Origin of the sequence: Pseudomonas sp. AL 58 (assembly GCF_036348395.1) — a bacterium.
Taxonomy (GTDB): domain Bacteria; phylum Pseudomonadota; class Gammaproteobacteria; order Pseudomonadales; family Pseudomonadaceae; genus Aquipseudomonas; species Aquipseudomonas defluvii.
The window spans coordinates 31372-49186 of the sequence record NZ_JAZBQR010000025.1; the positions used below are offsets into that span (position 1 = coordinate 31372).

The 17815-nt window shown below is 60.0% G+C and carries 14 protein-coding genes; 6 read left to right on the forward strand and 8 right to left on the reverse strand.

Annotated features, from left to right (window positions below; all coding sequences use genetic code 11):
* Positions 1-78: 78 nt before the first annotated feature.
* Together UIA24_RS20635 and UIA24_RS20640 are read left to right on the forward strand one after the other, a co-directional pair.
* Entirely contained in the window at positions 79-351 is a 273-nt protein-coding gene (locus UIA24_RS20635) for an HU family DNA-binding protein (RefSeq protein ID WP_065761180.1), read from the forward strand.
* A gap of 231 nt (positions 352-582) precedes the next feature.
* Positions 583-2454, forward strand: coding sequence for a SurA N-terminal domain-containing protein (locus UIA24_RS20640; protein ID WP_099775324.1), 1872 nt, complete (start codon positions 583-585; stop codon positions 2452-2454).
* Positions 2455-2642: 188 nt separating this feature from the next.
* Here UIA24_RS20640 and fabI read toward each other — a convergent pair whose 3' ends face one another.
* From fabI to gloB, 8 genes are all read right to left on the reverse strand, one after another.
* Positions 2643-3437, reverse strand: a complete 795-nt coding sequence (gene fabI / locus UIA24_RS20645; RefSeq protein ID WP_099775323.1) for an enoyl-ACP reductase FabI — start codon at positions 3435-3437, stop codon at positions 2643-2645.
* An 18-nt stretch (positions 3438-3455) separates the two neighbouring features.
* A complete protein-coding gene (locus tag UIA24_RS20650) occupies positions 3456-5066 on the reverse strand; it encodes an ABC transporter ATP-binding protein (RefSeq protein WP_065761183.1) in 1611 nt (536 codons plus the stop codon).
* Position 5067: 1 nt separating this feature from the next.
* The gene (locus tag UIA24_RS20655; protein WP_102051751.1) at positions 5068-6087 is read right to left on the reverse strand and encodes an ABC transporter permease; all 1020 of its coding nucleotides are present in this window, start codon (positions 6085-6087) and stop codon (positions 5068-5070) included.
* 1 nt (position 6088) lies between these two features.
* Positions 6089-7162 carry a microcin C ABC transporter permease YejB gene (locus UIA24_RS20660; protein ID WP_099775322.1) on the reverse strand — a complete coding sequence of 358 codons (1074 nt, stop codon included), beginning with the start codon at positions 7160-7162 and terminating at the stop codon, positions 6089-6091.
* A 1-nt stretch (position 7163) separates the two neighbouring features.
* Positions 7164-9014 (reverse strand): extracellular solute-binding protein, encoded by a 1851-nt coding sequence (locus tag UIA24_RS20665; RefSeq protein WP_065761186.1) that lies wholly within the window; start codon positions 9012-9014, stop codon positions 7164-7166.
* Positions 9011-10840 (reverse strand): extracellular solute-binding protein, encoded by a 1830-nt coding sequence (locus tag UIA24_RS20670; RefSeq protein ID WP_330523781.1) that lies wholly within the window; start codon positions 10838-10840, stop codon positions 9011-9013. The genes UIA24_RS20665 and UIA24_RS20670 overlap by 4 nt, the downstream gene beginning before the upstream one ends.
* 124 nt (positions 10841-10964) lie before the next feature.
* Positions 10965-12374: a transglycosylase SLT domain-containing protein gene (locus UIA24_RS20675; protein WP_102051749.1), complete on the reverse strand. Its 1410-nt coding sequence runs from the start codon at positions 12372-12374 to the stop codon at positions 10965-10967.
* 99 nt (positions 12375-12473) lie between these two features.
* Positions 12474-13253 (reverse strand): hydroxyacylglutathione hydrolase, encoded by a 780-nt coding sequence (gloB, locus tag UIA24_RS20680; protein ID WP_099775321.1) that lies wholly within the window; start codon positions 13251-13253, stop codon positions 12474-12476.
* Between the two features lie 82 nt (positions 13254-13335).
* On the opposite strand from gloB, the gene UIA24_RS20685 reads away from it, so the two are divergent.
* The 4 genes from UIA24_RS20685 to UIA24_RS20700 all read left to right on the forward strand — a co-directional run bounded on the left by UIA24_RS20685 (position 13336) and on the right by UIA24_RS20700 (position 17812).
* Positions 13336-14094 carry a methyltransferase domain-containing protein gene (locus UIA24_RS20685; protein WP_065759897.1) on the forward strand — a complete coding sequence of 253 codons (759 nt, stop codon included), beginning with the start codon at positions 13336-13338 and terminating at the stop codon, positions 14092-14094.
* Positions 14095-14135: 41 nt separating this feature from the next.
* Positions 14136-14582, forward strand: a complete 447-nt coding sequence (gene rnhA, locus UIA24_RS20690) for a ribonuclease HI (protein ID WP_065759898.1) — start codon at positions 14136-14138, stop codon at positions 14580-14582.
* Between the two features lie 145 nt (positions 14583-14727).
* Positions 14728-15471 (forward strand): DNA polymerase III subunit epsilon, encoded by a 744-nt coding sequence (gene dnaQ, locus UIA24_RS20695; protein WP_065759934.1) that lies wholly within the window; start codon positions 14728-14730, stop codon positions 15469-15471.
* 85 nt (positions 15472-15556) lie between these two features.
* Positions 15557-17812: an arginine/lysine/ornithine decarboxylase gene (locus UIA24_RS20700; RefSeq protein ID WP_330523782.1), complete on the forward strand. Its 2256-nt coding sequence runs from the start codon at positions 15557-15559 to the stop codon at positions 17810-17812.
* Positions 17813-17815 lie beyond the last annotated feature (3 nt).

The window sequence follows — 17815 nt, forward strand, 5'->3', positions numbered from 1 at the left end:
CCAACTGGCCACCCAGCATCGTTTTGCTTTGATTACATACTTAGAAACAAACTCAATAGAGATATAAGGGGACTTAGAGTGAACAAGTCGGAACTGATTGACGCTATCGCTGCATCTGCTGACATCCCGAAAGCTGTAGCTGGCCGTGCGCTGGATGCAGTAATCGACTCCGTCACCGGCGCCCTGAAGGCAGGTGACTCGGTTGTACTGGTAGGCTTCGGCACGTTCTCCGTGACCGACCGTCCTGCGCGTACCGGCCGTAACCCGCAAACCGGTAAGACTCTGGAAATCCCTGCTGCCAAGAAGCCAGGCTTCAAAGCTGGTAAAGCACTGAAAGAAGCCGTCAACTAAGTCGCTTCTTTCGGGCTTACGCCTCGTCGAATAAGGCCATGGCCTGGTTCGACAGCGAAGCGCAAAGGGGGCAAGCCTCTCGAGAGGCGTCTCCTCCGAAAGCTTAGATATCCGGCTTTCGACCGCTTCGCCAGCTACGAGAAGGCGCATCCTCGGATGCGCCTTTCTTCTATCAGGACTCTACCCACGCTCCACGGTTGCTTTATCAGTACAACCGTTTCTGGGGGACGCATGCTGCAGAATATCAGGGACAATTCACAAGGTTGGATTGCCAAGACCATCATCGGTGTCATCGTAGCCTTGATGGCGCTGACCGGCGTCGATGCCATCTTCCAGGCCACCAGCCACAGCCAGGACGCTGCCAAGGTCAATGGCGATGCCATTAGCCAGAACGAGCTGAGCCAAGCGGTCGACATGCAACGTCGTCAGCTGATGCAACAGTTGGGCAAGGATTTTGACGCCTCCCTGTTGGATGAAAACATGTTGCGCGAAGCGGCACTCAAGGGGCTGATCGATCGCAAATTGCTGCTTCAAGGGGCCCACGATGCCAAGTTCGCGTTCTCCGAAGCGGCGCTGGATCAACTGATCCTGCAGACGCCGGAGTTCCAGGTTGACGGCAAGTTCAGTGCCGAGCGCTTCGACCAGGTCATTCGGCAGATGGGTTACGGCCGTCTGCAGTTCCGCGAAATGCTGGCGCAGGAAATGCTCATTGGCCAACTGCGTACCGGCCTTGCCGGAAGCGGTTTTGTGACCGACTCGCAGGTTGAAGCATTCGCCCGTCTGGAAAAACAGACCCGTGACTTCGCCTCCATCACCTTCAAGGCAGATGTTGCTGCGAGCAAGGTGAGCGACGACGAGATCAAGGCTCACTACGACGCGCACGCCAAGGAGTTCATGAGCCCGGATCAAGTGGTCATCGACTACCTGGAGCTGAAGAAGTCCGCGTTCTTCGATCAGGTCAGTGTCAATGAAGATGAGCTTCAGGCGCTGTATGAGAAAGAAATTTCCGGCCTCGCCGAGCAGCGTCATGCCGCGCACATCCTCATCGAAGTCAACGACAAGGTGAATGAAGCGCAGGCCAAGGCTCGTATCGAAGAGATTCAACAGCGCCTGGCCAAAGGTGAAGACTTTGCCGCGCTGGCCAAGGAGTTTTCGCAGGACCCGGGCTCGGCCAGCAATGGCGGTGACCTCGGCTTTGCGGGTCAGGGCGTTTACGACCCGGCTTTCGAAGAGGCGCTGTACGCGCTGGACAAGGATCAAGTGTCGGCCCCGGTTCGTACCGACTACGGCTTTCACCTGATCAAGCTGTTGGGTGTGCAAGCACCTGAGGTGCCAAGTTTCGCCAGCCTGAAAGACAAGCTGACGCGAGAGTTGAAGACGCAGCAGGTCGAGCAGCGCTTTGTCGAGGCGACCAAGCAACTGGTTGACTCCGCATTCGAGGCCTCCGACCTTAGCCAGCCAGCTCAGGAGCTGGGCTTGAAGGTCAAGACGTCCGAGCCTTTCGGTCGTGAAGGTGGCGAAGGCGTGACGGCTAACCGTGCTGTTATTCAGGCGGCGTTCAGCCCTGAAGTCATGGAAGAGGGCGCTAACAGTTCGTCCATCGAGCTGGACCCTGAAACGGTCGTGGTCATTCGCGTCAAAGAGCATCGCAAGCCGGCCCAGCTGCCGCTGGAAGCGGTCGCCGACAGCATTCGCAAGCACCTGGCCAAGGAGCACGCCAGTGCTGCTGTGAAGGCTAAAGGCGAAGCCCTGATTGCCGGCCTGCGTGACGGCAAGATCGCGCCGACAGCGGCGTATGAGGGCCAGAGCTGGAAGGTACAGGAAGCAGTGACGCGTAATCAGGACGGTATTGATCCTGTAGAGCTGCAAGCCCTGTTCCGCATGGGCAAGCCTGAAGCCAAGGACAAGCCGCTCTTCGGTAGTGTCAGCCTGGCCGATGGCAGCTTCGTTGTACTGCGTCTGGATGGCGTCAACGAAGGTTCTGCGGCCACTGACGAAGAGAAGTCGGCCTACCGTCGCTTCCTGGCGTCGCGTGCTGGCCAGCAAGACTTTGCAGCCTACCGCAAGCAGTTGGAAGCCAAGGCGGATATCACTCGCTACTGAGTGACGTTCCTCTAGAGCAGCAACGGCAACCGACAAAGCCCCTGACCGAAAGGCCAGGGGCTTTTGTTTGGGGCAAGTGCCACGGCCTACAGCTTCCTGTGGGATGCAGGCTTGGCGTCTGTATCGTTGGCCCACAAATACAAACCCCCGCTAAAAAGCGGGGGTTTGTTTGCAACTACGGCTGTGGCTTACTCGGAGAGATCGCCCATGGCGGTGGTGTTGAAGCCGCCGTCTACGTACATGATTTCGCCGCTGATGCCCGACGCCAGGTCGGAGCAGAGGAAGGCGCCAGCGTTGCCGACTTCCTCGATGGTGACGTTACGACGCAGTGGGGTCTGTGCTTCGTTGGCAGCCAGCATCTTGCGGAAGCTCTTGATGCCGGAGGCAGCCAGTGTACGGATCGGGCCAGCGGAAACGGCGTTCACGCGGGTGCCCTCTGGGCCCAGGCTGCCGGCCAGGTAGCGTACGCCGGCTTCCAGGCTGGCCTTGGCCATGCCCATGACGTTGTAGTTCGGCATGGTGCGCTCTGCGCCCAGGTAGGACAGGGTCAGCAGGCTGCCATTACGGCCTTTCATCATTTCGCGACCGGCCTTGGCCAGGGCGACGAAGCTGTAGGCGCTGATGTCGTGGGCGATGCGGAAACCTTCGCGGGTGGTGACCTCGGTGAAGTCGCCATCCAGTTGGTCGCCCGGGGCGAAGCCAACCGAGTGCACGATGCAATCCAGGCCGTCCCACTTCTTGCTCAGTTCCTCGAAGACCTTGGCGATCTCTTCGTCGCTGGCAACGTCACAGGGGAAGCACAGCTCAGGGCTGGAGCCCCAGCCAGCGGCGAACTCTTCGACGCGGCCCTTGAGCTTTTCGTTCTGGTAGGTGAAGGCAAGTTCTGCGCCCTCGCGATGCATGGCGGCAGCAATACCGGATGCGATGGACAGTTTGCTTGCGACACCGACGATCAGTACGCGCTTACCGGCGAGAAAACCCATGTGTTGTTCCTCTTCAGGTTAATCGACAGCTGTTGGGGCCAAAAAGGCCGCTTCCAGCAGCTGCTGTGTATAAGTATGTTGCGGTGCAGCGAAAATGCTTGCCGCCGGACCTTGTTCAACCACCTGGCCCTGCTTGACCACGATCAGTTGGTGGCTTAGCGCCTTGATCACCGCCAGGTCATGGCTGATAAACAAGTAGGTCAGGTTGTACTTGGTCTGCAGCGAACGCAGCAGCTCCACCACTTGGCGCTGAACGGTCCGGTCGAGCGCCGAAGTGGGCTCGTCCAGCAGTATCAGTGCCGGTTTCAATACCAATGCCCGGGCAATGGCAATTCGTTGTCGCTGGCCTCCAGAGAACTCGTGAGGGTAGCGGTGCCGGGTTTCCGGATCCAGCCCTACCTCCTTGAGTGCCTCTATGATCGCCTGTTCCTGTTCTGCTGCCGTGCCAATCCGATGGATGCGCAGGCCCTCACCGACGATATCGCTCACGCACATACGTGGGCTGAGGCTGCCGAAAGGGTCCTGGAAGACCACTTGCATCTGCCGTCGGAACGGCCGAACCTGTTGCTGAGAAAGGCAGTCTAGCGCCTTTCCTTGAAAACGTATGGCACCTTGGCTGTGCAGCAACCGCAGAATCGCCAAACCCAGCGTGGACTTTCCGGAGCCACTCTCGCCAACAATCCCCAGGGTTTGGCCCTGAGGCAGGCTGAAATTGATGCCGTCCACCGCCTTGACGTAATCGACTGTTCGTCGCATCAGGCCTTTTTTGATCGGGAACCACACACGCAGGTCTTCGACCTCCAGTAGCGGCTTGCCGATCGGGTTGTTCGCAGGCTGCCCACTGGGCTCTGCGCCCAGCAGCATCTGGGTATACGGATGCTGTGGAGCACTGAACAATTCGTTGCACGACGCTTGTTCGACGATGCAACCGCGCTGCATGACACATACGCGATGTGCAATTCTTTTTACCAGGTTCAAATCATGGCTGATCAGCAGCATGGCCATGCCCAGCCGCGACTGCAGCTCCCTGAGCAGGTTGAGAATTTTCAGTTGGACGGTCACGTCCAGCGCTGTGGTCGGTTCGTCGGCGATTAGCAACTCCGGCTCGTTGGCCAGGGCCATGGCGATCATTACCCGTTGACGTTGGCCACCAGAGAGTTCGTGCGGGAGTGCCTTGAGGCGTTTGACCGGTTCGGGAATTCCCACCAGGTCCAGCAACTCCAGGGTGCGCTCGGTGGCGGCTTTACCCGTCAGGCCTTTGTGCAGCAGCAGTACTTCGTTGATCTGCTTTTCGATGGTGTGCAGCGGGTTCAGCGAGGTCATCGGTTCCTGGAAGATCATCGCAATGCGGTTGCCACGGATGTGGCGCATTTGCTTTTCGTCCAGTTTCAGCAGGTCGCGTTGCTCATAGTGGATGCTGCCGGAGGGGTGGCGGGCGATCGGGTAGGGCAGCAGGCGCAGGATCGAGTGAGCCGTCACCGATTTGCCTGAGCCGCTTTCGCCCACCAGGGCCAGCGTCTCGCCGCGGCGAATATCGAAACTTATATGTTCGACGGCCCGTTGTATCTGGTCGCCGACGACGAATTCGACGGAAAGGTCGCGGACTTCGATCAAATTGTCCTGATTCATCTTATTTCCTCGGGTCGAAGGCATCGCGGGCGGATTCACCGATGAACACCAGCAGGCTAAGCATCAGCGCCAGTACCGCAAACGCACTGATACCCAGCCATGGTGCTTGCAGGTTGGACTTGCCCTGTGCGACCAGTTCACCCAGCGATGGAGCGCCAGGCGGCAGGCCGAAGCCGAGGAAGTCCAGTGCGGTCAGGGTGCCGATTGCGCCGGTGAGAATGAAGGGCATGAAGGTCATGGTCGAGACCATGGCGTTGGGCAGGATATGCCGGAACATGATCGCGCCATTTTGCATGCCGAGGGCTCGCGCCGCACGCACGTATTCCAGATTGCGCCCGCGCAGGAATTCGGCACGCACCACGTCGACCAGGCTCATCCAGGAAAACAACAGCATGATGCCCAGTAGCCACCAGAAGTTCGGCTGCACGAAACTGGCCAGGATGATCAGCAGGTAAAGCACTGGCAAGCCTGACCAGATCTCCAGGAAGCGCTGCCCGGCCAGGTCTACCCAGCCACCATAGAAACCCTGCAGGGCGCCGCTGATCACGCCGATGATCGAGCTCAGGATTGTCAGGGTCAGTGCGAACAGCACCGAGATCCGAAAGCCATAGATTACCCGCGCCAGCACATCGCGCCCCTGGTCGTCGGTGCCCAGCCAGTTTTGTGCCGAGGGTGGCGCGGGGGCGGGGACTTTCAGGTCATAGTTGATGCTCTGGTAGCTGAAAGGAATGGGCGCCCAGAGTACCCAGCTGTCCTTGGCGGCCAGCAGTTCGCGGATGTACGGGCTCTTGTAGTTGGGCTCCAGCGGAAACTCGCCGCCAAAGGTGGTTTCCGGGTAGCGTTTGACCGCCGGGAAGTACCATTGGCCGTCGTAGCGCACGGCGAGGGGTTTATCGTTGGCGATCAGTTCCGCGCCCAGGCTCAGGCCGAACAGGATCAGGAACAGCCAGAGCGACCACCAGCCACGGCGGTTGGCTTTGAAGCGTTCAAAACGCCGGCGATTGAGCGGTGACAGTTTCATCTCATTGCTCCCGGCTTTCAAAGTCGATACGTGGGTCGACCAGGGTGTAGGTCAGGTCGCCGATCAGTTTCACGACCAGCCCCAGCAAGGTGAAGATGAACAGCGTGCCGAACACCACCGGGTAGTCACGGTTGATGGCTGCCTCGAAGCTCATCAGGCCCAGGCCGTCGAGCGAGAAAATCACCTCCACCAACAGCGAGCCAGTGAAGAAAATGCCGATGAAAGCCGAAGGGAAGCCGGCAATCACCAGCAGCATGGCATTGCGGAACACATGCCCGTAAAGCACACGGTTATTGCTCAGGCCCTTGGCCTTGGCGGTGATCACATACTGCTTGTTGATCTCGTCAAGGAAGCTGTTCTTGGTCAGCAGGGTCATGGTCGCGAAGTTGCCGATTACCAGTGCGGTCACCGGTAGTACCAGGTGCCAGAAGTAGTCGAGGATCTTGCCGGTGGTGCTCAGTTCATCGAAGTTGTTCGACGTCAGGCCGCGCAGCGGGAACCAGTCGAAGTAGCTGCCCCCTGCGAACAGTACGATCAGCAGAATGGCAAACAGGAACGCCGGGATTGCGTAGCCGATGATGATCGCCGAACTGGTCCAGACGTCGAAATGGCTGCCGTGGCGGGTAGCCTTGGCGATACCCAGGGGGATCGAGACCAGGTACATGATCAGGGTGCTCCACAGCCCCAGGGAAATCGAGACCGGGAGCTTTTCTGCGATAAGGTCGATGACCTTGGCATCGCGGAAGAAGCTTTCGCCGAAATCGAGCCGGGCATAGTTCTTGATCATGATCCACAGGCGTTCCGGCGCCGACTTGTCGAAGCCGTACATGCGCTCGATTTCCTTGATCAGGGCCGGGTCCAGGCCTTGCGCGCCGCGGTAGTTGGAACCGGCTACCGACACTTCGGCGCCGCCGCCGGCAATCCGGCTGGTGGCGCCCTCGAAACCTTCGAGTTTGGCGATCATCTGCTCTACCGGGCCGCCGGGGGCGGCCTGGATGATGATGAAGTTGATGACCAGGATGCCCAGCAGGGTCGGGATAATCAGCAGCAGGCGGCGTAGGGTATAGGCCAGCATACTAGTGTGCTCCGCTCGTCGATGCAGTCTCGGTCGGTGCTGCTACGGGCATCACAGGGGTAGTACTGGGTTTGATCCACCAGGTGTTGATGCCAATGTCGAACTTGGGCGGGGTTTGCGGATGGCCGATATGGTTCCAGTAGGCCACGCGCCAGGTTTTGATGTGCCAGTTGGGTACCACGTAGTAACCCCATAGCAATACGCGGTCGAGTGCGCGGGTATGGGCGATCAGGTCTTGCCGCGATTCGGCGTTGATCAGCGATTCCACCAGCGAATCCACGGCGGGGTCTTTCAGGCCCATGAAATTGCGGCTGCCCGGGTTGTCGGCACTGGCGCTTTGCCAATACTCACGCTGCTCGTTGCCCGGGGAGTTGGATTGCGGGAAGCCGCTGACGATCATGTCGAAGTCACGTGAGCGCAGGCGGTTGACGTATTCGGCAACGTCCACCCGGCGAAGGGTCAGATCGATACCAAGGTCGGCCAGGTTGCGTTTGTAGGGCAACAGGACACGTTCGAACTCGGTCTGGGCCAGCAGAAATTCGATTTTCAGCGGTTTGCCCTGGGCATCGACCATCTTGTCATCCTTGATGCTCCAGCCGGCCTCCTGCAGCAGCTTGTAGGCCTTGCGCTGCTGTTCACGAATCATGCCGCTGCCATCGGTGACCGGGTTGGCGAAGGCCTGGGTGAAGACCTGCTCGGGAACCTTGCCGCGCAGGGGTTCAAGGATCTTCAGTTCGGCGGCATCAGGCAGGCCACGGGCAGCCATCTCGGAGTTTTCAAAGTAGCTGCCGGTGCGGGTATAAGCGCCGTTGAACAACTGCTTGTTGGTCCACTCGAAGTCCAGCAGCAGGCTCAGGGCTTCCCGTACCCGCACATCCTGGAACACAGGACGACGCAGGTTGAAGACGAAGCCTTGCATGCCGGTGGGCAGGCCGTTGGGGATTTCTTCACGGATCAGGCGACCTTCGCGTACCGCTGGGGTGTCGTAGGCCGTTGCCCAGTTTTTGGCGCTGCTTTCCAGCCAATAATCGAACTGCCCTGCCTTGAGTGCCTGCAGGGCGACGGTGTTGTCTCGGTAGTAATCGACCGTCATCTGGTCGAAGTTGTAGAAGCCGCGGTTGACCGGCAGGTCCTTGCCCCAGTAGTTCTTGTCGCGCACGTAGCGAATTGAGCGCCCGGGCTTGACCTCGGCGATGGTGTAAGGCCCGCTGCCCAGCGGGATTTCCAGGTTGCCCTTGGTGAAGTCACGACCTTCCCACCAGTGTTTGGGCAATACGGCGATCTGCCCGAGAATCAGCGGCAGCTCGCGGTTGTTGTTGTGCTTGAACTTGAACAGCACCCGCAGCGGATCTTCGGCGACCACTTCCGCAACGTCGGCATAGTAGCCGCGGTAAAGTGGGGCGCCGTGCTTGATCAGCATGTTGAAGGTGAACACCACGTCCTCGGCGCGTACTGGGTGGCCGTCGTGGAAGCGGGCTTCCGGGCGCAGGTAGAAGCGCACCCAGCTGTTGTCCGGGGCCTTTTCGATCTGTTGTGCCAGCAAGCCGTATTCGCTGAACGGTTCGTCCAGGCTGGCGCGGGCCAGGGTGTCGTAGATCAGGTCGAGGTTGTCCGCCGAGACGCCCTTGTTGATGAATGGGTTTAGGCTGTCGAAGCTGCCGAAGCCATTCTGGCGGAAGGTGCCGCCCTTGGGCGCGTCCGGGTTGACGTAATCAAAGTGCTTGAAGTTGGCTGGGTACTTCGGCGCTTCGTTGTACAGGGTCAGCGCATGTTGCGGCGCGGCCAGGGTCTGCAGGCTGAGGCCAGCAAGCAACAGGCCAGCCAGTATGCGAAAGCCGGGCAATGGCGTCATTGGGCATTCTCCGAAGGCTTGAGCCACCAACTGTTAAGGCCCAGGGTATAGGGCGGTGTGGCGACGAAGGCGAACCGATTGCGGTAGGCCAGGCGGTGATTGTTCAGGTACCAGTTGGGAATCATGTAGTGCTGCCAGAGCAGTACCCGGTCCAGTGCGCGAGTGGCCGCAACCTGCTCGTCCCGGCTTTTTGCGGCGAGCAGTACCTCCAGCAAGTGGTCGACCACCGGGTCCTTGACCCCTGCATAGTTTTTGCTGCCTTTGACCGCGGCCTGGCTTGAATGGAAATACTGCCACTGTTCAAGACCCGGGCTGAGGGTCTGGTTGAGCGTCATCAGAATCATGTCGAAATCGAACTGGTCCAGCCGCTGTTTGTACTGGGCGCGGTCAACGGTGCGCAAGCGTGCATCGATCCCGATGCTCGCCAGATTTTCGACATAAGGTTGCAGAATCCGCTCCAGGTTTGGATTGACCAGCAGGATCTCCAGTTTCAAGGGTTGCCCCTTGGCGTTGAGCAGGCGTTGTCCGCTCAGTTTCCAGCCCGCCTGGTTGAGCAGTGTCAGGGCCTGGCGCAAGGTATCCCGGCCAATGCCCCGGCCTTCGGTGCTGCTGACCTTGAACGGCTGGGTGAACAGCTCTGGCGGCAGTTGGTTGCGGTAGGGCGAAAGCATTAGCCATTCTTGCCCGACAGGCAAGCCAGTGGCGCTGAACTCGCTGTTTGGGTAGAAACTGGTCGCGCGCTGGTAGGCGCTACTGAACAGGGTGCGGTTGGTCCATTCGAAATCCAGCATCAGGCCCAGCGCCTGGCGAACCCGGGTGTCGGCAAAGGTCGCCCGGCGGCTGTTCATGAACAGGCCTTGGGTCTGGGTTGGAATCTGGTGCGGGATCTGCGCCTTGATCACCTCGCCGCGACGTACGGCAGGGAAGGTATAGCCATTGGCCCAGTTCTTCGCCTGGTGTTCGATATAGATGTCGAATTCGCCCGCCTTGAAGGCTTCAAACGCAACATCGCTGTCGCGGTAGAACTCGAACTCAACCCGGTCGAAGTTGTACTTGCCACGATTGACCGCCAGGTCCTTGCCCCAATAGTTACTGACGCGCTCGAACACCAGGCTTCTGCCGGGCTGTACCTGAACAATGCGGTACGGTCCGCTGCCCAAGGGCGGTTCGAAGGTCGTGGCCTTGAAATCGCGTGTTTTCCAGTAGTGCTGCGGCAGTACCGGCATCTCGCCCAGGCGCAGGATCAACAGTGGATTGCCAGCGCGTTTGAACACGAAGCGAATCCGCTGAGGGCTGAGGATGTCGACCCGTTGTACTTCCTGCAGGTTGGTGCGGTAAAGCGGATGGCCTTCCTTGAGAAGCGTGCGATAGGAAAACGCGACGTCTGTCGCGGTAATCGGGACGCCGTCGTGGAAGCGCGCTTCAGGACGCAAGTTGAACACCACCCAGCTACGGTCCTCGCTGTACTCGACCGAGCGGGCGATCAAGCCGTAGCTGGACGTCGGCTCATCGCCGGAAGGATCGTACTGGCCGGTGCCGACCATGAGGGTTTCGTTCAGCTCGCTCACGCCATACTGCAGGAAGTTCGGCGTGGTTACCGGGCTGCTGCCCTTGAAGGTATAGGGGTTGAGCGTATCGAATGTGCCAAAGGCCATGGCCCGCAACGTACCGCCCTTGGGCGCTTGCGGATTGACCCAGTCAAAATGGGTGAACTTGGCTGGATACTTGAGCGTGCCAAACTGGGCGTAACCATGGCTTTCGATGATTGTTGCGCCCGCAGGAAAGCTCAAGGCCAGGCTGATTGACAGCAGGAGGGGGCGTATCAAGTCGGGGATCCATTCCAGGCGGCTTGGGCTTTGGTCTGGCTACAGTAACAGCTTGTATCGACAGGAAAAAGAGTACCGGGTCGCACAGGGGCGGCGCGGCACCGAGTTGATGTGCCGTGCGGCCTCAATGAGGCAGATAGACGGTCAGTGTCTGGCCTGGTTTGAGTGCGTGCGCGGTGCTCGGATTCCAGCGTTTGAGGTGCTGCATTTCGACGTTGAAGCGTTTGGCGACCATGTACAGCGAGTCACCTTTGCGCACCTTGTACTGGGTGGAGCGTTGCTTCACGGCACCTTTGGTGTCGCGCAAGGCAAGGGTCTGGCCGACCTTGACGTTGCGCCCGGAAAGCTTGTTCCAGCGTTGCAGATCGTTGACGCTGACGCGGTTGGCTTTGGCAATGCTGGCGAGGTTGTCCCCCCGTTTGACCCGGTAGCTACGTGCGGTACCCGCTGTGCTGGGTTCCTCTTCGGCCAATGCGGCTTTGAACACGGCCGGCTTGGGCTGCAAGCTGAGCAGCTCTTCGGGCTTCATGTTCGACAGGCTGGTCGTGAGCAGTTGCGCTTTGGCCGTGGGGACCAGCAGTTGCTGTGGGCCATCGACCGTCATGCGTTTCTTGAAGGCCGGGTTGAGCTGATACATCTCGTCTTCGTCGATTTCGGCCAGGGCCGCCACGCGCGAAAGGTCCAGGCGGTCCTTGATCTCGATGGCCTCGAAGTAGGGTTCATTGGCAATCGGGTTGAGGTTTACGCCGTAAGCCTGTGGTGTCAGCACAACTTGCGAGAGTGCCAGCAGCTTGGGCACGTAGTCGCGGGTTTCCTTGGGGAGCGGCAGGTTCCAGTAGTCGGTCGGCAGGCCGAGACGTTCGTTACGCTCAATGGCGCGGCTCACGGTGCCTTCGCCGGCGTTGTAGGCCGCCAGTGCCAGCAGCCAGTCGCCGTTGAACATGTCGTGCAGGCGTGACAGGTAGTCCAGCGCTGCGTTGGTCGACGCGGTAATGTCGCGCCGACCATCATAGAAACGCGTTTGGCGCAGGTTGAAGTGCCGCCCGGTCGAGGGGATGAACTGCCATAGGCCGACCGCATGGGCGCGTGAATACGCCAGGGGGTTGTAGGCGCTCTCGATCGCGGGTAGCAGTGCCAGTTCCAGCGGCATGTCGCGCTCTTCAAGACGCTCGACGATGTAATGCATGTACAGGCTGCCGCGGTCACCGACCGTTTCCAGGTGCGAAGGGTTACTGGCAAACCACAGGCGCTGTTGCTCGATGCGCGGGTTGACTCCGATATCGTCCTGCAACTTGAAGCCCTGACGCATGCGCTCCCAGACATCATCCGGTGCCTGTTGTGCAGGCTTGTCGTGGATGAAGACCGGTTTTTGCTTCAGTCGGGCCTGGTAGTTGTGCGCGCGAACGCTCTCGGAGTCACCCATATGACTGGTGCTCTGGCAGCCCACGAGCGTGGCGGTCAGAGCCAGCGCGACAGCTTGTGCGACGCGCGTCAGGGTGACGGAATTGAGGGTTCTGCGGCTAAGGGACGACATTGGCTGGAAGTAAGTTCCTGGCAAAAATGTCGGGCGATTCTAGAAAGCAGCCGGGGGGTGGTCAACCTCTCAGAACTTTTGGTGCCCAGCCGCGTCTGCTTAGAACGTATCTTTCCAAGCCCTTAAGCCAGCAAAAACAGTACTTGGAGAGGCGCTTGGGGTGCCATTCCGTTCGTCCACTTTTTCTTTAACGGATGTTTCGCCGGTGCGCAAAAAGGGGTTCGTCAGCTTCTCCAGTGCCAGCGTGGAGGGTAATGTGATGCGATCGTGTGCGCGAAACTGGGTAACGTCGGCGAAGCGTTGGGCAATATGCGGATTTTGTGGTTCCACCGCACAGGCAAAGCGCAGGTTGCTCAGGGTGTATTCATGTGTGCAATAGACCAGCGTCTCGGCTGGCAGGGCTGCCAGGCGTTGCAGTGACTGGTGCATTTGCTCGGCAGTGCCTTCGAACAGGCGACCGCAGCCTGCGGCGAATAGCGTGTCGCCGCTGAACAGTAGCGGTGTTGGTGTCTGGCTACTGTAATAAGCAATATGCCCCAGTGTATGACCGGGCACTGCCAGCACCTGGAACGTCAGGCCCAGCACGTGCAGGCGGTCGTTGTCGTTCAGGGCCAGGTCGCGGGCCGGGATTGGCTCTGTAGCCGGGCCGCACACCCGGGCGCCGGTGGTCGCCTTTAGCGTTTCGATGCCGCCGACATGATCGTGGTGGTGGTGGGTGATCAGAATGTCGCTCAACTGCCAGCCAGGGTGATGGTCGAGCCAGGTGAGCACGGGGCCGGCGTCCCCCGGATCGACGACCGCACAACGGCGGCTGGCAGGGTCCTGCAACAGCCAGATGTAATTATCGGAGAAAGCGGGCAGGGCATCGATCTGTATCATGGTGCGATTCGCCAAGCGTGGGACATTGGTGCATCTTAGAGGCTATGGGGTTCCACGAGAACCCGGCAAGCGGGAGAGGGCTATGACCGACAAAGCGTTCGCTCAGGCTGATCCGGACTGGCTTGAGCTGATCAGTTTGGCGAGAGACTGGTTCGGCGGGCCATTGGGGCAGTTGTTGCTCAAAGAAGAGCAGCGGCTGCTGGAGGAGGAACTGGGGCGTTACTTCGGTGGCTACCTGGTGCATTACGGCCCTTGTGCCGAGGCTCCGCCCAATGCGCCGCAAGTGCAGCGCAATGTGCGCCTGGGCGCGCCGTTGCCAGGGGTGGAGATTGTCTGTGAAGAGCAGGCCTGGCCGTTGAGTGAGCACGCCGCTGATGTGGTCGTGCTGCAGCATGGGTTGGACTTCAGCCTTTCGCCGCACGGCCTGCTGCGCGAGGCCGCCAGCAGCGTGCGCCCTGGTGGGCATTTATTGATCGTCGGTATCAACCCCTGGAGTACCTGGGGAGTGCGTCATTTCTTTGCCCATGATGCCTTGCGCAAGGCGCGCTGCATCTCGCCCTCTCGCGTCGGCGACTGGTTGAACCTGCTGGGCTTCGCGCTGGAGAAACGCCGCTTCGGGTGCTATCGTCCGCCGCTCGCTTCCGCCGCCTGGCAACAGCGCCTGGAAGGCTGGGAGCGCTTGGCCGGCCGATGGCAGGGTGTCGGCGGTGGTGTCTACCTGTTGGTAGCGCGCAAAATGGTGGTTGGCCTGCGGCCGCTGCGCCAGGAGCGTCGCGAACCCATGGGCAAGTTGCTGCCCCTCCCGATGGCCAAGGTCAACCGACGCAATTCCGAACCCTGAGCGTGCAGGCTCGGGGCAATTACTGATGAAAAAGGCTGTACATGAGCGAAAGCGTCGAGATCTACACCGATGGTGCCTGCAAGGGTAACCCTGGCCCCGGTGGCTGGGGCGCCCTGCTGATTTGCAAGGGTGTGGAAAAGGAGTTGTGGGGGGGCGAGCGCGAGACGACCAACAACCGTATGGAGTTGATGGCCGCCATCCGTGCGCTGGAAGCCCTCAAGCGCAGTTGCGAAGTGTTGTTGGTCACCGACTCGGAATATGTCATGAAGGGCATTAACGAGTGGATGGTCAATTGGAAGAAACGCGGGTGGAAAACCGCTGCCAAGCAACCGGTGAAGAATGCCGACCTGTGGCAGCAGCTTGACGAACAGGTCGGTCGGCACCAGGTGACCTGGAAGTGGGTGCGCGGCCACACTGGCCATGACGGCAACGAGCGTGCCGACCAGTTGGCCAACCGCGGTGTCGACGAAGTGCGCGGTCTGCGCTGAGCGTAAATCGGTCCGGCAAATGCCTGGGAGCTGAGGTAGAATTCCCGGCTTTCCCAATTGAGCACCCTGTCACTGTCGGCTTGGCCGGATCAGCGACGGGGTGCGGTTTTCTAGATGTGCGCGGCAGGAGATCACCGGCGTGGAGATGCATAACAACAGGTCGGTAGTGCTGGATACCGAAACCACCGGTATGCCGGTTACCGACGGTCACCGGATCATCGAGATCGGTTGTGTCGAGGTGATTGGTCGGCGTCTGACGGGCCGCAACTTCCACGTTTACCTGCAACCGGATCGGGAGAGTGACGAGGGCGCTATCGGCGTTCACGGCATCACCGATGCGTTCCTGATTGGCAAACCGCGCTTTGCCGAAGTCGCCGATGAATTCTATGAATACATCAAGGGTGCGCGGCTGATCATCCATAACGCGGCGTTCGACGTTGGTTTCATCAACAACGAATTCGCCTTGGCCGGTTACGCCGACCGCACTGACATCACCCAATACTGCGACGTGCTCGACACCCTGATGATGGCGCGGGAACGTCATCCGGGGCAGCGCAACAGCCTTGATGCCTTGTGCAAACGCTACGGTATCGACAACTCCGGCCGCGACTTGCACGGCGCGTTGCTCGACTCCGAGTTGCTGGCAGACGTCTACCTGGCCATGACCGGCGGGCAGACCAGCCTTTCGTTGGCTGCCGACGGTGCTGAAGACAGTAACGGCAACAGCATTCAGGGCAGCGAAATTCGTCGGTTGCCGGCTGATCGTCAGCCTGGACGAATCATTCGGGCTAACGCCAGCGAGCTTGAAGCCCATCTTGCCCGCCTGGAAGCGATCGCCAAGTCCGCGGGTGGCCCGTCGTTGTGGCAACAGATGAACGAGGCGAACTGAAGTCGTTCCTGCACACTGGCGGCAACCTTCTAACCTGTGAAGTGAAAGGCTCTTCGGGCCTGTCGTTTCCGGGGTGGGTTGGCGCATGTACAAGGATCTTAAGTTTCCCGTTCTGATCGTTCACCGCGATATCAAGGCTGATACGGTTGCTGGCGAGCGCGTACGCGCCATTGCCCAGGAGCTGACGCAAGACGGCTTTGCGATCCTTTCGGCAGTGGATTACGCCGAAGGACGTTTGGTGGCGTCCACTCACCATGGCCTGGCGTGCATGCTGATCGCTGCCGAGGGCGCCGGGGAGAATACTCACCTTCTGCAGAACATGGTCGAGCTCATTCGCCTGGCGCGGCTGCGTGCGCCACACCTGCCGATCTTTGCCTTGGGCGAGCAAGTGACACTGGAAAATGCGCCGGCGGATGCCATGAGCGAGCTGAACCAGCTGCGCGGTATCCTCTACCTTTTTGAAGACACGGTGCCGTTTTTGGCCCGGCAGGTGGCACGGGCTGCGCACAATTACCTGGACGGGCTGTTGCCGCCGTTCTTCAAGGCATTGGTGCAACACACTGCGCAGTCCAACTACTCCTGGCATACGCCGGGTCACGGCGGCGGCGTGGCGTATCGCAAAAGCCCGGTGGGCCAGGCGTTCCACCAGTTTTTCGGTGAAAACACCTTGCGCTCGGATCTATCGGTGTCGGTGCCGGAACTTGGCTCGCTGCTCGATCACACCGGGCCACTGGCTGACGCCGAAGCGCGGGCCGCGCGCAACTTCGGTGCGGACCACACCTTCTTTGTGATCAACGGCACCTCTACGGCCAACAAGATTGTCTGGCATGCGATGGTCGCTCGCGATGATCTGGTGCTGGTTGACCGCAACTGTCACAAGTCAGTGTTGCACGCGATTATCATGACCGGTGCAATCCCTTTGTATCTGTGCCCTGAGCGCAATGAACTGGGCATCATCGGGCCGATCCCGCTGAGTGAGTTCAGCCGCGAGTCGATTCAGGCCAAGATCGAGGCCAACCCGCTGGCGAAGGGCCGCGCGCCGAAGGTGAGAATGGCCGTGGTGACCAACTCGACCTATGACGGCCTGTGCTACAACGCCGAGCTGATCAAGCAGATGCTCGGCAACAGTGTCGAGGTGCTGCACTTCGACGAAGCCTGGTATGCCTATGCGGCGTTTCATGAGTTTTTCGCCGGGCGTTTCGCCATGGGAACGTCACGCAGTGCGGACAGCCCGCTGGTGTTCAGCACCCATTCGACCCACAAATTGCTGGCAGCCTTCAGCCAGGCTTCGATGATCCATGTGCAGGATGGCGGGGCTCGGCAGTTGGACCGAGACCGTTTCAACGAAGCGTTCATGATGCATATTTCCACGTCGCCGCAATACAGCATCCTGGCGTCGCTCGACGTGGCGTCGGCGATGATGGAAGGCCCGGCCGGGCGTTCTTTGCTACAGGAAATGTTCGATGAAGCGTTGAGCTTCAGGCGGGCCCTGGCCAACCTGCGCACGCATATCGCCGCCGATGACTGGTGGTTCAGTGTCTGGCAACCACCACGGGTCGAAGGTGCGCGGGCGGTGGCTACTGCTGACTGGCTGCTGCAGCCGCAGGCCGCATGGCACGGGTTTGGCGAGGTGGCCGATGACTATGTGCTGCTCGATCCGATCAAGGTCACGCTGGTCATGCCGGGCCTGACTGCGGACGGTGCGCTGGGCGAGCACGGGATTCCGGCGGCCGTGGTCAGCAAGTTTCTCTGGGAGCGAGGGCTGGTGGTGGAAAAGACCGGGCTCTATTCCTTCCTGGTGCTGTTTTCCATGGGTATTACCAAGGGCAAGTGGAGCACCTTGCTGACCGAGCTGCTGGAGTTCAAGCGCAACTACGACGCCAATACCGACTTGCTCGAAAGCCTGCCGTGCGTGGCAAACCTGGCCCCGTCGCGTTACCAGCGGTTGGGCCTGCGTGACCTGTGTGACCAGTTGCACGACTGTTACCGCAGCAATGCCACGGCCAAGCAACTCAAACGTTTGTATACCCGGTTGCCGGAGGTGGTCATGAAACCGGCCGACGCCTACGACAAACTGATCAGGGGGGAGGTCGAGGCGGTGCCCATCGACCAATTGATCGGGCGTATTGCCGCCGTGATGTTGGTGCCGTACCCGCCGGGCATACCCTTGATCATGCCGGGTGAGCGCTTCACCGAGGCGACACGCTCAATCATCGACTACCTGGCCTTCGCGCGGGCTTTCGACACCGGTTTTCCCGGCTTTGTCGCGGACGTGCATGGGCTGCAGCATGAAGACACCGCCCAGGGGCGGGTCTATACCGTCGATTGCATTACGCCCTGAATG